Source organism: Paenibacillus macerans, assembly GCF_050565405.1.
In the GTDB taxonomy this organism is placed as follows: domain Bacteria; phylum Bacillota; class Bacilli; order Paenibacillales; family Paenibacillaceae; genus Fontibacillus; species Fontibacillus macerans_B.
The window spans coordinates 25,107-38,892 of sequence record NZ_JBNYYG010000049.1 but is presented as its reverse complement, the minus strand read 5'-3'; the positions used below and the strand labels follow the sequence as shown (position 1 = coordinate 38,892).

At 58.7% G+C, this 13,786-nt stretch carries 14 protein-coding genes and 1 riboswitch; all 14 genes read right to left on the bottom strand.

Features of this window, described 5'->3' with window-relative positions; all coding sequences use genetic code 11:
• Positions 1–276: 276 nt before the first annotated feature.
• The 14 genes from glyA to ychF all read right to left on the bottom strand — a co-directional run bounded on the left by glyA (position 277) and on the right by ychF (position 13,733).
• Positions 277–1,524, bottom strand: coding sequence for a serine hydroxymethyltransferase (gene glyA / locus ACQ4N8_RS21860; protein WP_430706462.1), 1,248 nt, complete (start codon positions 1,522–1,524; stop codon positions 277–279).
• A 65-nt stretch (positions 1,525–1,589) separates the two neighbouring features.
• Positions 1,590–2,174 carry a TIGR01440 family protein gene (locus ACQ4N8_RS21855; RefSeq protein WP_430706461.1) on the bottom strand — a complete coding sequence of 195 codons (585 nt, stop codon included), beginning with the start codon at positions 2,172–2,174 and terminating at the stop codon, positions 1,590–1,592.
• A gap of 160 nt (positions 2,175–2,334) precedes the next feature.
• Positions 2,335–2,417, bottom strand: a riboswitch (ZMP/ZTP riboswitch).
• 68 nt (positions 2,418–2,485) lie between these two features.
• On the bottom strand, positions 2,486–3,073 hold the full coding sequence (locus ACQ4N8_RS21850) for a low molecular weight protein arginine phosphatase (RefSeq protein WP_430706460.1): 588 nt from the start codon (positions 3,071–3,073) through the stop codon (positions 2,486–2,488).
• A gap of 460 nt (positions 3,074–3,533) precedes the next feature.
• Positions 3,534–4,094: a manganese efflux pump MntP family protein gene (locus ACQ4N8_RS21845; protein ID WP_430706459.1), complete on the bottom strand. Its 561-nt coding sequence runs from the start codon at positions 4,092–4,094 to the stop codon at positions 3,534–3,536.
• 215 nt (positions 4,095–4,309) lie between these two features.
• Complete coding sequence (locus ACQ4N8_RS21840) at positions 4,310–5,173, bottom strand: DUF72 domain-containing protein (RefSeq protein ID WP_430706458.1); 864 nt, start codon at positions 5,171–5,173, stop codon at positions 4,310–4,312.
• Positions 5,170–6,315 (bottom strand): L-threonylcarbamoyladenylate synthase, encoded by a 1,146-nt coding sequence (locus tag ACQ4N8_RS21835; RefSeq protein WP_430706465.1) that lies wholly within the window; start codon positions 6,313–6,315, stop codon positions 5,170–5,172. Before ACQ4N8_RS21835 ends, ACQ4N8_RS21840 begins: the two co-directional genes overlap by 4 nt.
• A 266-nt stretch (positions 6,316–6,581) precedes the next feature.
• Positions 6,582–7,262 (bottom strand): stage II sporulation protein R, encoded by a 681-nt coding sequence (spoIIR, locus tag ACQ4N8_RS21830; RefSeq protein WP_430706457.1) that lies wholly within the window; start codon positions 7,260–7,262, stop codon positions 6,582–6,584.
• A gap of 180 nt (positions 7,263–7,442) precedes the next feature.
• On the bottom strand, positions 7,443–8,651 hold the full coding sequence (locus ACQ4N8_RS21825; RefSeq protein ID WP_430706456.1) for an FtsW/RodA/SpoVE family cell cycle protein: 1,209 nt from the start codon (positions 8,649–8,651) through the stop codon (positions 7,443–7,445).
• Positions 8,652–8,876: 225 nt separating this feature from the next.
• Positions 8,877–9,152, bottom strand: a complete 276-nt coding sequence (locus ACQ4N8_RS21820) for a hypothetical protein (RefSeq protein WP_430706455.1) — start codon at positions 9,150–9,152, stop codon at positions 8,877–8,879.
• Between the two features lie 204 nt (positions 9,153–9,356).
• Complete coding sequence (gene prmC / locus ACQ4N8_RS21815; RefSeq protein WP_430706454.1) at positions 9,357–10,247, bottom strand: peptide chain release factor N(5)-glutamine methyltransferase; 891 nt, start codon at positions 10,245–10,247, stop codon at positions 9,357–9,359.
• A 4-nt stretch (positions 10,248–10,251) separates the two neighbouring features.
• A complete protein-coding gene (gene prfA, locus ACQ4N8_RS21810) occupies positions 10,252–11,319 on the bottom strand; it encodes a peptide chain release factor 1 (RefSeq protein ID WP_430706453.1) in 1,068 nt (355 codons plus the stop codon).
• A 243-nt stretch (positions 11,320–11,562) separates the two neighbouring features.
• Positions 11,563–11,994, bottom strand: a complete 432-nt coding sequence (locus ACQ4N8_RS21805; RefSeq protein WP_430706452.1) for a TM2 domain-containing protein — start codon at positions 11,992–11,994, stop codon at positions 11,563–11,565.
• The gene (locus ACQ4N8_RS21800; protein WP_430706464.1) at positions 11,994–12,338 is read right to left on the bottom strand and encodes a TM2 domain-containing protein; all 345 of its coding nucleotides are present in this window, start codon (positions 12,336–12,338) and stop codon (positions 11,994–11,996) included. The genes ACQ4N8_RS21805 and ACQ4N8_RS21800 overlap by 1 nt, the downstream gene beginning before the upstream one ends.
• A 294-nt stretch (positions 12,339–12,632) precedes the next feature.
• The gene (gene ychF, locus ACQ4N8_RS21795) at positions 12,633–13,733 is read right to left on the bottom strand and encodes a redox-regulated ATPase YchF (protein ID WP_430706451.1); all 1,101 of its coding nucleotides are present in this window, start codon (positions 13,731–13,733) and stop codon (positions 12,633–12,635) included.
• Positions 13,734–13,786: the final 53 nt, after the last annotated feature.

Here is a 13,786-nt window from a genome sequence, read left to right as displayed (position 1 = left end):
CCGTATGACGATGCAGTCGTTTCTGCTGACGGAAGGGTTTAGACTGCAGCAAGATCACAGTATTTTCGTTTCCACCGCTTCTTGTTTACTCCCTTAACGAAAGGGATAATCGTGCAAAGCAGCATGCAGAGGCAACAAGACTCGAACCCTATAGACCCCCACGCCTTAGGCCCTTTTTTGCCCTTATTCCCTTTAGACGGCAAAAGCCGGGAGCTTAAAGCTCCCGGCTTCTTTGCCGTAAGCCGTTAACCGCCTGAACGGCGATCCAACGGGCTATTAGTATTTCAGTTCCGGATACAGCGGATAACGGTCGGTCAACGCGGACACTTCCTTGCGCGCCTTGTCCAGCAACTCCTTGTCCTTCGGTGATTTGAGGACAAGCGCGATGATCCGGCCGATTTCCTTCATCGCTTCCTCGTCCATGCCGCGCGACGTGGCCGCCGGCGTACCGATGCGGATGCCGCTGGTGACGAACGGGCTGGTCGGATCAAACGGAATGGCGTTTTTGTTGACCGTGATGCCGATCGAATCCAACACGTGCTCGGCGTCTTTGCCGGTAATGTTCAGGTTGCGCGTATCCACCAGCATCAAGTGGTTATCCGTGCCGCCGGAGACGATGTTCAGCCCTTCGGAGATCAGCGTCTCCGCGAGGACCTTGGCATTCTTGACCACGTTCTCCGCGTACGTTTTGAAGGAAGGCTGCAGCGCTTCACCGAGAGCCACGGCTTTGGAAGCGATGACGTGCATCAGCGGGCCGCCTTGCGTGCCCGGGAATACCGCTTTATCGATCGCGGCCGCCCACGGCTGTTTGCACAGGATCATCCCGCCGCGCGGACCGCGTAGCGTTTTATGGGTCGTGGTCGTCACGAAATGGGCATGCGGCACCGGATTCGGATGCAGTCCGGCGGCCACGAGGCCGGCGATATGCGCCATATCGACCATAAAGAGGGCACCCACGTCATTTGCGATGGAAGCCAATTTCTCGAAATCGATGATCCGCGGATAAGCGCTCGCTCCGGCAACGATCAGGCGCGGGCGGTGCTTGAACGCGGCTTTGCGTACTTCATCGTAATCGATCAGGAATGAATCTTCCTGTACGCCGTAGGCCACGAAATTATAGAACAAACCGGAAGCGTTGACCGGACTGCCGTGCGTCAAATGTCCGCCATGAGCCAGATTCATCCCGAGCACGGTATCGCCGGGTTTGAGGGCGGCCAGGTAAACGGCCAGGTTCGCTTGCGCGCCGGAGTGCGGCTGCACGTTGGCATGCTCGGCGCCAAACAATTCCTTCGCCCGGTCGCGGGCGATGTTCTCCACGATATCGACGCGTTCGCAGCCGCCGTAGTAGCGTTTGCCCGGATACCCTTCCGCATATTTATTGGTCAATACGGAGCCCATTGCCTCCATGACCGCTTCGCTGACGATGTTCTCGGAAGCGATCAGCTCGATGTTGTTGCGCTGGCGCTTCAGCTCCAGGTCCATTGCCTCCAGCACTGCCGGATCTTGATTTCTCAAATTCTCCATGTTCCGTTATCCTCCCTTATATGCATGAACTGCCTACTATCCTACTGCCAGAAAAATACGCAAGCCTACTCGCAAAGCGGGGAATCCGGCTCCTGCAGCAGCGCGTAAACCGCCCGCTCGCCGCCGATCAGCTTCGGCCGGGTCGTAGCCGCCGTAACGCGCGCGTGTCCGACCTCCCGCAAGGATGGGCGAAACGGCACCGCTACCCGGCGCAAATGCATGCCGATCAGCGTTTCGCCGATGTCGATCCCGGCATGGGCCGCCAGGCTTTCCGCCAGGCACGGCTCCCTGAAACGCCGATAGGCCGCAGCCGCCATCGATCCGCCGGCCTTCGGCACGGGAACCGCAGCCACCTCCGTCAGGCCGAGCCGTTCCAACACCGAACGCTCTACTACCAAAGCACGGTTCAGATGCTCGCAGCATTGAAAAGCGAGATCAAATCCGAATTTGCCGCGTGCCTGCTCAATCCCGGCCAACAGCTCGGCCGCGATGTCTTCCGCTCCGCCCGTGCCGATTTTCTTGCCCGCCACTTCGCTCGTACTGGCCCCAACGACCAACAGCTTGCCCGGGCCCAGCTTGGCCACAGCCGCCACTTCTTCCGCGATGGCCGCCGCCTGCGCCCGGATGGTTCCGAGTTCTTGCTTCTCCATGGTTGTTGCCCGCCCCTTTCCGCCTTAAGCCATAAGCACAGCCTTCATTTACAAAGTCTGTCCTTATTATACCTAAAAGCGCCGGAATGCGTGCCCTTAAAAATGAAGACGCCAAGCCGCCAGCTAACAAAAAAAGAGCAGAACGCAGCATATGCGTCGTGCTCTTTGCCCAGGCGACCGGCCGTATCCTCCGATGCTCCATCGTGGTTTGATCCACTCTTGTCGCCAGTTACATCGGAACTAAACTAACTGTTCTAAGAATAAAACATCAGGCAAGGAAATGCAACAGATTTTGCCGCGTTTCCCTAACCTCAAATCTTGTCATCGCCCCGTTCAAGCTTGGAGATCAGCTTCTCCAGCGCGGCCCGGATTTCCGCAGCCGCCCGGTCATAATCCGCCCGCGATCCGCCGAACGGGTCGGAAATGTCGTATGCCGGCATCCGCTGCTGCAGCTCGCGAAGCCGCCGGTCCTCCGCCGCCGGCCAATCCCGGCCCAGCACCCGCGCGAGCTCCCGGTCCGTGATCAACCGCTGGAGTTCCTCCAGTTCCGCTTGCGCCTTTGCGTCATCCGCGACGTATTCTTTTAGAGTATATATTTTCTCGGCCGTACCGGGATGCGCTTGAACCACCTGGCGTTTATGCCCCTGCGTCAGCGTGAGGATCAAATCCGCCCATTCGGCCAGTTCGGCGTAAAGCGGCGTGGATTCAAAGAAATCCGCAATCCCGTGATCCCGCAGGACCGCTTCGGCATGGCGGGAGATGGGGGCCCCTTTCATGGCGGCCACTCCGGCGGAACGCACCTGCAGATCAAGTCCCCGCTCGCGCGCCAGCTTGCGCAGCATTCCTTCCGCCATCGGGCTGCGGCATGTATTTCCGGTACATACAAACAAGATTCGCATGCCCCTTCACCTCCATGTCAGTTATTCTAAGGAGTTTCATAAATGCCCTTAGCTTCAGATACTAAATGACGGAACCTGTTCAACGTCGAAATTTGGATTCTGCGTGACCAAGCCTGTGCTGTAACGGACTGTACAGACCTTATTCGGGGCATTTCCCCCTTTTTCCAACGCTACCGGACACCAGCACTCTTATTTGCCTCATACTTCACTTAAAATCTGCCATAACCGCCAAATAGCGCCTCTGGAGTCCGTTAGCTTGTCAAAAGGCGCTTTTGCCCGCAAATAGCGTCCGTATGGTCCGTTAGCGCTGCATAACCTTACGCCCGGGCAGCCGCGAGCCCGGGCGAGGGCGGATCGGTCAAGCGCAGCCCTGCAGCACGCACTTCTGCAGCACCCTACAACTGTCTCTGTTATACAATCGAGCTTTGCTTGCTGCGCTCGCTCTATGGTTGTCATTTTATCAGAAGATGAACAGCAGTCCAAATGCCAGCAAAATCGCCCCGCCGGCCGCCTCCCCGTAATCGCCGAGCGAACGGCCCATTCCCCGGCCCATCAGCAGCCCGACAAACGACATCAGACCGCCGAAGAAGCCGAAAGCCAACACCGTAAGCAGCCATTCGCCGCGGAACATCCCCAACGATACCCCGACGGAAAACGAATCGATACTGACGCTTACAGAAAACAACAGCACGCCAAACCAGCTCCGGGGATTAATCGACTGTACGCCGCTGCCTCTCACTGAACTGACGATCATATGAGCGCCGAGCAGAAACAGGAGTCCCCCCGCCACATACCGGGCCAAATTTCCCAGCAGTACGCCAACATACTGCCCCGCCAGGATGCCCAGCAGCGGCATCAAGATATGAAACAGCGCCACCATTGTCGCGATGCGGAGCGCATCCCGCCGAAGGACTCCCCTCATCCCGATGCCGATGCCCAGGGAAAAAGCGTCCATCCCCAATGCGGCCGCCATCAGCAGGATGGTCAGCAGCTCCCCCAGCCGCTCATAAGCCTCCGTCATAACCGGTATCCCCCATGTCCGAGTGTTTTGTACAACCATATGCGGACAGGTCCAAGTTCATGACTTGGCGGGGGAAGCTCCGCCCCTCGGAGGAAAGCTCGCCTAAGGCTTCTTCATGCCTTCTGCATCGTGATCGGATCCAGATCGATCGAGGATCGAGAATGGAGCCGCTTAAGACACCTATACGTTCGAACCTCTGCAGGAGTTCCCTACCGTTATTCGTCCCAACCGGCAAACAGGTCCAATTGGCGAGGAGGCAGCTCGCGAGGCCGAAGCCCCAATAGCTCCAGCATCTCCAACGCATTGCCGGCAGCGTCCCCGCCCGAGTTATTGTTGAAGATCATGCCGATCTCCCGGGTCCCCTTGGAGGCGAGTTCGTTCAGCCTATCCCGCCACTCCCGCAGTTCCTCTCGCGAATAGCGGTACAATGTGCGGATCTCCCGCCAATTGGATGCCCCCCCTTGGCTCCAACCGACGGCGTTTCGGCCATGCATCCGGACGATCGTCAATTCGGGATGGGTCGGCTCCAGAACCGTAGGAACCGAACCCTGACCCGCTTGGGGCTCATCGCAAACGATATGAATCCAGCCTTCCTCCCGCATGAACTCCAGCGTACGCTCCTTCATGTCCGGGACAAACCAGCTTTGATGGCGAAACTCCAACGCCAGCGGAAGGTCGCCCATCCATTTGCGGACGGCCCGCAGCTGGCGGACATGCTCCGGATTGCAGTCGAACCAGGGCGGAAACTGGAACATCACCGCTTTCAAGCGGCCGGCCTCCACCACGGGACGGATCGAATCGAGGTAGGCCCGGAACATGTCGCCCGGCCCGCCGAACGGCGTTTTGCCCCGGGCATGCCCGGTCATGCCCTGATAGGCTTTTACGATAAACGTGAAATCGGACGGCGTCTCCGCCAACCAACGCCGGTATATCCCTTCCCCGAGCACGGCATAAAAGGAGCTGTCCACTTCGACCACGGAGAAATACCGCGCATACCACGCGAGTTTGTCCCTTGCCGGCGTCCGGGCGGGGTACAAATCGTCATGGTCGCCCCATCCGGCCAGCCCGATTTGGATCATGCGTCGATCACCCGGTGACCGGCGGCTTTCAGCAGCCGGTTCATCACGGCGGAGCCGAGTCCCTCCTCCGGACAGGACTCGGCGAGAATGTACGTGACGCCGCATTCGTCGAAGCGGCGGAGCGCCGCGTAGAGACGGTGCGCCGCCGTCTCCAGCTCGGACTCGGGGCCGAGCGATAGCGCGCAGTCGGCGCGGTAGGACGGGAGGCGCTCGTCGAAGGCGAGCACGCCCGTTTTCTCCCCGCGCGCCGCGGCCGCCGCGAGCTCGGCCTTGATGCGGTCCGCCACCCGGTCGGCGGACCCGCGCACGATGCGCAGCACCCCTTGCGGCGCATAGTGGGTGTACTTCATGCCCGGCGAGCGCGGCGCCGGGCTGTCGCCGCCCGCAGCCGCCGGCTGCAGGGCGGCGTCCAGCCGCACGCCCGCGCCGGCGACGCGGGCGAGCTGCTCCGCCGTGATCCCGCCCGGGCGGAGCACGGTCACGGCCCCGTCGCGGCCGGCTTCCACGACCGTCGACTCCAGGCCCACCCCGGTGGGCCCGCCGTCGACGATGCCGTCAATCCGGCCGGACAGGTCTTCCCCCACGTGGCTCGCCAGCGTGGGGCTCGGGCGGCCCGACCGGTTGGCGCTGGGCGCCGCCACCGGGCACCCCGCTGCGGCGATCAGCCGCAGCGCCACGTCGTGGGCCGGCATGCGCACGGCCACGGTGTCCAGCCCCGCCGTCACGCGCGGCGAGACGGCGCCGGGGGCCGCGGGCAGCACCAGCGTCAGCGGCCCGGGCCAATAAGCCTCCATGAGCCGCCGCGCCGTCTCGTTCACTTCCGTGACGAGACCGTCCAACTGGCTCATGTCGGCGATGTGCACGATCAGCGGGTTGTCGGACGGGCGGCCCTTGGCGGCGAAGATCGCCTCCACCGCCTCCGTATTCCGCGCATCCGCGCCAAGCCCGTACACCGTCTCCGTCGGGAACGCCACCGTTCCGCCGGAGGCCAATACCGCGGCCGCCTCGGCCAAGGCAGCCGCATCCCCGCCTGCCGCTTCCGCCAACTTCGAGCGCTCCCCCGTATCCTCGGCTTCTCCGCCGGTGCCGGCACCGGACGCCACCTTCCACCAGCGGGTCCGCTTCGATTCGGCACCCGGCATATCCCGCATAGCCGGCACCCCCTCGATCCGTTCCTCCGGATGGGTCTCATTGATCGTCGGTTTCGTCTTGTTCATCTTCATCTTCATCATCTCATCCCAAACTTTCGATATATTCTACTATTATAACCGAAGCCGTCCCGGAGAATAGCCCGCCCGCCGAGAACAACAGAAAACCGTACGGAATCGTTCCGTACGGCTGACCTATACCCCCTATGATCTTCGAAAAAAGTCCGTTTGCGTATCCGGAGTCTCAAATTCCAACCCGATCAACCAAACAGTCCCGTAATCCAGTTCCACAGCTTCACCAGCATATCCCACAAAAAGAAGCGTACTTCCGTCTGTTCCGGATCCACCTGCACGGCATCCCCGGGCGCTCCCGCGGCGGCCGCCTTTACGGCCGTCGTTCCGTCCTGGGCCAGCGCGTCTCCGCTGCCGGCGTCGATAAAACACAGCGGCGGAAACAGCACGCACCACCAGTTCTTGCCCTTGCCTTCGCCGAGCGTCACGCGAAGCGCCTCGTAGTCCCCGGCCGGATATACCGCCCCGCCGTACATTTTCGTCGGGAACGGCACAGTGCCGAGTTCCACTTGATAATCGTAGTTTTTCCCGTTTTCTTGGAGCGTTTTGCCGATTTGCTCTTCAATGGCGGGCATATTTTCACGGATGACGCGCCGTGCGTCTTCCAGGCTTTGCGGATTTTCGAGCTGGCTGACCCAGCCGTTCATTTGCTCGACCACGGCATCGCGAACGCGCCGTTTCACGACCTGATCGCCGGTTCCGTCCGAGTTGGCCAGGATGCGCAGGCGGATCGAATCCTGCGGAATCACCCCTTGCGTTCCCGACGCTGCGGCGGTGTCGACCATCTGTCCCTCCCAGGACATCAACAGCATAACGATAGAAAAAAAGAAAAGTGCGATTTTACGACGGGAAGGTCCCTGTTTGCCCATGACCCGTTTCTCTCCTAACCAAACCGATATTTCAGCTGATGTCTATCAGTATGTCCGGATAGGAGAGTTCTAAACCTATGAATCTAGCAAATTTTCATATAAGGGTAAAAAATGGCCTTATTGCAAAAAGCACCGCTATTGGGAGAGGGTCCCCCGCATCCTCCTATCCGTTAGACCCGGTCAACCTTGCCCTTCCGGCCGGGTTTTCGATTTCAGCGAGGAATAGCGCGGCGTCGGCACGGTTTTCTCCTCTTCCTTCTCATGCCCGTAAATGCGGATGCTCATCGCCACCCCGATGCTGGCCATATTGATCAGCAGCGAGGTGCCGCCATAGCTGATGAAAGGCAGGGTAATCCCCGTCAACGGCATCAGGCCGATGAACATGCCGATATTCTCAAAAATTTGATACAGCAGCATCGCCACGATCCCCACGATCAAATACGGCCCGCCGGTGTCGCGGCATTCCAGGGAAATCAGAATCAACCGGTGGATCAGCACAAAATAAAGCAGCAGCAGCACCGAGCTCCCGATAAACCCGAATTCCTCGGCGATGACGACGAAGATGGAATCGGAATAGGTCAGCGGCACGCGCTCCGACTGGACCGTCTCCCCTTTCATGTAGCCTTCCCCAGTCATGCCGCCGGAGGCGATGGCCAGCTTGGCGTTGCGGGTATGGTAGGAAGCGTCCTCCGACGCCTTCTCCGGCATCAGCCAAGGATCGATCCGGCTGATCCAGTGCTCCCGTCCGATCTCCACGAAAAAGGTATACACCTGATCATGGTACACCTTATAGGCGGTAATTCCGCCGATGACCGACCCGGCAAAAATCGCCAGCGCAATCAGCGCATGCGTATATTTGATGTTCCCGATCCACAGCATCCCGGCCAAAATAATGACGTAGCTTAGCGCGTTGCCCAGGTCGTTTTGCGCCATGACGGCCACGAACGGGATGAACGTCAGCAGGCAAATCGGCACGACGTCGCGCCAGAACGACAGGCGGGGCTTGCGTTTGCGCAGCAGCATAAACCCGAGGAAAATGACCAGCAGCAGCTTGAAAAATTCCGCGGGCTGAAAGCTTTGGTTGATGACCGGAATCGTCAGCCAGCCCGTCGCGTTGTAATACGTATTGCCGACGAACCTCACGACGATCAGCAGCCCGAAGCCGAAGAGGTATAAATACGGCGCATATTTGACGAGCAGCCGGTAGTCGAGAATGGAGACGGCAAAAAATACGATGAACCCCAGCGCATAATACACCAGCATGCGAAGATGGTAACCGTGGTATTGGGTATGCGACGTAGCGCTATAAAGCACCGCGATACTGATAGCCATGAGCAGCAGCAGGATAAACACGATGGTGTAGTCGATCTTTTTCAGTTTGCTCAGCATGATCATCCTCTTTTCCTTCTATTCGACAAGCGGACCTTCCGACTTAGGCGACTCGCATCATGCCCTTCTATGTACTACTTTATTAGAAACGATCCGAAAGCACAAATGGTTCCGTTCGCCCAAATTTATTTAAGCAAATGCATAAAAAAAAACGCCGACGCGGGGCGTCGGCGTCCGATCGGATGTCGGGAAAGGGGGGGGAGGGAAAACAGAGGCGAAAAGCGGTTAAACGTTGGTTACGAAGGTGATAATGCCGGTGGCGGCGGTCAGCGCGAAAATCCCGATGGTTTGAATATTGCCAAGGCCAACGGAAAACGTGCTGCCGCCGGTGATGGTTTGCACGAAAGTCGGGGCGTTGTAACGGGTGATGCGCAGCTCGACGTTACCGGCCGTTGCCGTCACGGTTACGATGCCGGAAGGTCCCAACGGGTCCGCGGCCACGAAATAACCTTGGCCGACGCCCGCCGCTTGCACATAAGGCAAGGTCAAAGTAACAGCCATGTCGAATCTCCTCCTTTCCGGGGTATACCATACTCTATGAAACTAGTTCTCGTAAGGTAAGCGGCATTTGCTAGAGGAAATTCACCCGATTTTGCATAAAACGCGCCGGAACACGGCCGAAGCTTCCTTGGAAAGCTCGGCCGCGCGCCGGCGCGATGGCGGGTTCGTAGATTTTCGGTTGGCTTCGATGTTAGAAAAAGGGGGCTACTCCCCGTGGGCGATGCCGAGCACATGGCGGTCGATGCCGGCGAGATCGGGAATCGTGACGATCTCGTTCCAGCAGCCCGCGGCGCGCAGCAGGCCCGCGACGTCGGCGGCCTGGCCCATGCCGAGCTCGAAGCCGATCAGGCGAGGCGGCCGCGGCAGCAGCGCGAGCTGCGCCATCAGGGTCCGGTAGGGCGCGAGCCCGTCCGGACCGCCGTCGAGCGCGCCGCGCGGCTCATAGTCGCGCACCTCCGGCTGGAGGCGCGCGATCTCTTCCGCCGGAATATACGGCGGATTCGACACCACGATGTCCAGCGGCTCGCCGGCGAACGGTTCAAGCAGGTTGCCCTGCTTGAATTCCACGGCCAGGCCGAGCCGCCGGACATTGGCCTGCGCCACCGTCAGGGCGTCCGGCGAGATATCGCTCGCCGCGACGCGCCACGCTGGGCGCAGATGGGCCAGGGCCGCGGCGATCGCGCCGCTGCCGGTGCCGATGTCGGCGGCGTACGGCGCGCCGCCGGGCCATAGCGAATCGCCATGACCCGCGATCGCCTCCACGAGCAGCTCCGTTTCCGGGCGGGGAATCAGGACGGAGGGGTTAACCTGGAAGGTCAACCCGTAAAACTCCTGTTCCTGGGTAATGTACTGCGCCGGCTCGCCCGCCGCTTTGCGGCGGATCGCTTCTTCCCAGGCGTCCCGCTTGTCCGCCGGGAACGGATCGCGCAGCGCGGCCAAATATGCCGCGCCCTCCAAGCCCAGCACATGGCGAAGCAGCAGCTCCGCGTTGGACTCGGGCTCGCGTACGCCCGCCGCCGCTAAAAAAGAAGAAGCCTCTTTACGGGCTTCCCAAAGGGTGATTGTTCCGGATAACCGGTATCTTTCTCGATTCAATCGATTATTCTCCTTTATCCATCAGGTCGGCCTGCTCCGCAATCGTCAGCGCCGATACGATTTCCTCGATCTCGCCGTTCATGACCTGGTCCAGCTTGTGCAGGGTCAGGCCGATGCGGTGATCGGTCACCCGGCTTTGCGGGAAGTTGTACGTCCGGATCCGCTCGCTGCGGTCCCCCGTGCCGACCTTGCTTTTCCGTTCGCCGGCGTATTTGGCTTCCTCTTCCTGCCGCTTCAGATCGAAGATACGGGCGCGCAGCACTTGCAACGCCTTCTCTTTATTGGAGTTTTGCGATTTGCCGTCCTGGCAGGTCGCCACGATGCCGGTCGGAATATGCGTGACCCGCACAGCCGATTTCGTGGTGTTGACCGATTGGCCGCCCGCGCCGCTCGAGCAGAACGTATCCACGCGGATATCCTTATCCAGAATTTCGATTTCCACGTCCTCGACTTCCGGAAGCACGGCTACCGTCGACGTCGACGTATGGATCCGTCCGCCGGACTCCGTCGCCGGAATCCGCTGCACGCGGTGCGCGCCGCTTTCGTACTTCATTTTGCTGTAGGCGCCGCGACCATTGATCATGAAGATCACTTCTTTAAACCCGCCGAGGTCGCTTTCGTTCATATCCATGATATCCACGCGCCAGCCCTGCGTATCGGCATACCGCGTATACATCCGGTACAGATCGGCGGCAAACAAAGCCGCTTCGTCCCCACCGGCGGCGCCGCGAATTTCCACAATTACGTTTTTATCGTCATTCGGATCCTTCGGCAGCAGCAAAACGCGAATTTGCTCTTCCAAAGCCAGCTGGCGCGCGCTCAGTTCTTCGATTTCCATCTTCACCATTTCGCGCATTTCATCATCCAGCTTCTCGGCCTGCATCGCTTTTGCGGCTTGCAGCTCTCCGATTACATTTTTATATTCGGTGTACGCCTCATAAGCCGGCTGTAAATCCGATTGTTCTTTGGAGTAATCCCGCAGTTTCTTCGAGTCGTTCGTCACGTCCGGATCGCAAAGCAGCTCGCTCAGCTTCTCATAACGGTCAGCCAGGGATTGTAGTCGGTCCAACAAGGGATGTCACCTCTCTTCATATCGCAATTTCCTGTAAAAGCCGCTTATCCCTCACGTATCAAAAAAAAAGGATAAACGACTTTTTATTATATCACAGAAAAAGCCGATTGACTAGACCTCCGTTGCCCATGTCTACCGGCCCGTACGCTGGATTTTCGCACCAAAAAAGACGCCTGGGGCGCCTTTCTTGGGATTTGTCTAGCAGGAATCCTGCATTCCTGCCTTTTGCATTGATGCGGTCTCTCACTCTTCGCGTCCCGCAAACCCTGCCGGCGGCCGATGCGCGACGATTTGTGCGATCAGCGACTGTTCGAGGCGTCCGTTCCAATCCCGGATCATTCCCGGGAGCAGGCAGGCATCCACGATCACCCACACGGTCAACGCAAGGCCGAATCCGATTACGGGTATCAGCAGGAACAGCGAATAGGCCGTCTCCGGCGAGTCGATGCTCTCCACTCCTGCGGCGATGGCAAACGCAAAATAGAATACGATCGCCAAAACGAATAAACAGAGCTGAACGACACCGGTGCCGATCCGTTTCAAATAGAACCGGTGCACGCCCAAATGACCGGCCAAGAGCATCAGGTAAGCAAGCCCGAGCGACTTCTCCCGCTTGTTCATTTCCGAATTCAGCAGCAGCAGCTCATTTGTGGTCAGGTCATTTTTCGTCACCATTAGATCGGAAACTCCGGAGATCTGCCGCGGTCGAAGAAAATCCGGTCGATGATGCGGTTTTCAATTTCGGCGTTGTGTTGTTTCACCCACGTATGTACCAGGAATGCATCCACGATCCACCAGATGCTCGTCGCGATTAACCCGATGACCGTAAGCGACAAAATCAGCTGGGTTACCGCCGTTCCCGTGCGCCCCATGTAAAAGCGATGGCCTCCAAAGATGCCCAGGAAATACCAAAGGATGTAGGCAACCACCATGTTTTTTCCTTGGTTTTTCACTTCGGATTCCAGCAGCAGCAGCTCCCGGGTATCCAGCTGCGCTTTCCTGGATATTGCGTAATCCATACTCACTAAAAACTCCCCCTTGACGTAAGTTCAGCAAAACTTGAATTAAGTATACAAACTGGAATCTATGAAAACAATACAAATATTTCCCAAATCCAAATCTTTCTATGATCAAGGTATTCTTAGATTTATCCAATTATTCGCCTTGTAAAATGTGTTAAAAAATGCAAATCGTATCCACCGGCAAGCCCCGCATTCCACCCCGGCCCGGCACTAAAAAAAGCCGCCCCCGGCATCGCAAAGCGCTTTTGCGATTCATGGGGGCAGCTTTCATCGCTGCCGTACGACGGCGGATTATACGTTAAACCGGAAATGCATGACATCGCCGTCCTGAACGACGTAATCCTTGCCTTCCAGGCGCAGCTGGCCGCGTTCCCGAGCCGCGTTCATCGAACCGGCGGCGACGAGATCGGCGTAGGACACGACTTCGGCGCGAATGAAGCCGCGCTCGAAATCGGAGTGGATGACGCCGGCCGCTCCGGGCGCTTTCGTTCCCTTGCGGATCGTCCAGGCGCGCACTTCCTGCACGCCGGCCGTGAAATAGGTGTACAGGCCAAGCAGACGGTAAGCCGCCTGAATGAGGCGGTCCAATCCGGAGGCGCTGAGGCCCAGTTCCTCCAGGAACATCGCTTTGTCTTCGCCTTCCAGCTCGGCGATTTCCGCCTCGACCTTCGCGCTGATCGGCACGACTTCGGCGCCTTCGGCCGCGGCGAAGTCCTTCACCTGCTGCACATAAGGGTTGTTGTCCGCCTCCGTAACGCCATCCTCGCTGACGTTGGCAGCGTACAGTACCGGCTTCAGCGTAAGCAGGTGCAAATCGCGCACGATCAGCTTCTCTTCTTCGGTCAGCTCAACGCTGCGCGCCGGCTGATCGTTATAGAGCGCCTCTTTGATCCGTTCCAGGACCTCGACTTCCTGCGCGTATTGCTTATTGCCGCCCTTCATATTTTTCTTGGAGCGTTCGATCCGCTTCTCCACGCTTTCAACGTCGGCCAAAATCAGCTCGAGGTTGATCGTCTGAATGTCGCTGATCGGGTTGATTTTGCCGTCCACGTGCGTAATGTTCTCATCCTCGAAGCAACGGACGACGTGCACGATCGCGTCAACCTCGCGGATATGCGCCAGGAACTTATTGCCCAGCCCCTCGCCCTTGCTTGCCCCGCGCACCAGGCCGGCGATATCGACGAATTCGAACGCCGTCGGCACCGTGCGGTTTGGCGTCACCAGTTCGGTCAATTTATCGAGCCGCTCGTCCGGCACCTCGACCACGCCGACGTTCGGGTCAATCGTACAAAACGGGTAGTTGGCGGATTCCGCCCCCGCTTGGGTTATCGCGTTAAACAATGTGGATTTTCCGACGTTCGGCAAACCCACAATGCCAGCTTTCAAAGCCATATGTTTGACAACTCCTCATTCATGTAATTGCTCATCTTCCTTCAACCATAGTA

Coding starts and splice junctions, on each gene's coding strand:
- ACQ4N8_RS21855 (WP_430706461.1), bottom strand. CDS start 2,174: ATGGAGAAGCAAGAACTCGGAACCATCCGGGCGCAGGCGGCGGCCATC.
- glyA (WP_430706462.1), bottom strand. CDS start 1,524: ATGGAGAATTTGAGAAATCAAGATCCGGCAGTGCTGGAGGCAATGGAC.
- ACQ4N8_RS21850 (WP_430706460.1), bottom strand. CDS start 3,073: ATGCGAATCTTGTTTGTATGTACCGGAAATACATGCCGCAGCCCGATG.
- spoIIR (WP_430706457.1), bottom strand. CDS start 7,262: ATGGGCAAACAGGGACCTTCCCGTCGTAAAATCGCACTTTTCTTTTTT.
- ACQ4N8_RS21845 (WP_430706459.1), bottom strand. CDS start 4,094: ATGACGGAGGCTTATGAGCGGCTGGGGGAGCTGCTGACCATCCTGCTG.
- ychF (WP_430706451.1), bottom strand. CDS start 13,733: ATGGCTTTGAAAGCTGGCATTGTGGGTTTGCCGAACGTCGGAAAATCC.
- ACQ4N8_RS21825 (WP_430706456.1), bottom strand. CDS start 8,651: ATGCTGAGCAAACTGAAAAAGATCGACTACACCATCGTGTTTATCCTG.
- ACQ4N8_RS21800 (WP_430706464.1), bottom strand. CDS start 12,338: ATGGATTACGCAATATCCAGGAAAGCGCAGCTGGATACCCGGGAGCTG.
- ACQ4N8_RS21820 (WP_430706455.1), bottom strand. CDS start 9,152: ATGGCTGTTACTTTGACCTTGCCTTATGTGCAAGCGGCGGGCGTCGGC.
- ACQ4N8_RS21840 (WP_430706458.1), bottom strand. CDS start 5,173: ATGATCCAAATCGGGCTGGCCGGATGGGGCGACCATGACGATTTGTAC.
- ACQ4N8_RS21805 (WP_430706452.1), bottom strand. CDS start 11,994: ATGGTGACGAAAAATGACCTGACCACAAATGAGCTGCTGCTGCTGAAT.
- ACQ4N8_RS21835 (WP_430706465.1), bottom strand. CDS start 6,315: ATGCCGGGTGCCGAATCGAAGCGGACCCGCTGGTGGAAGGTGGCGTCC.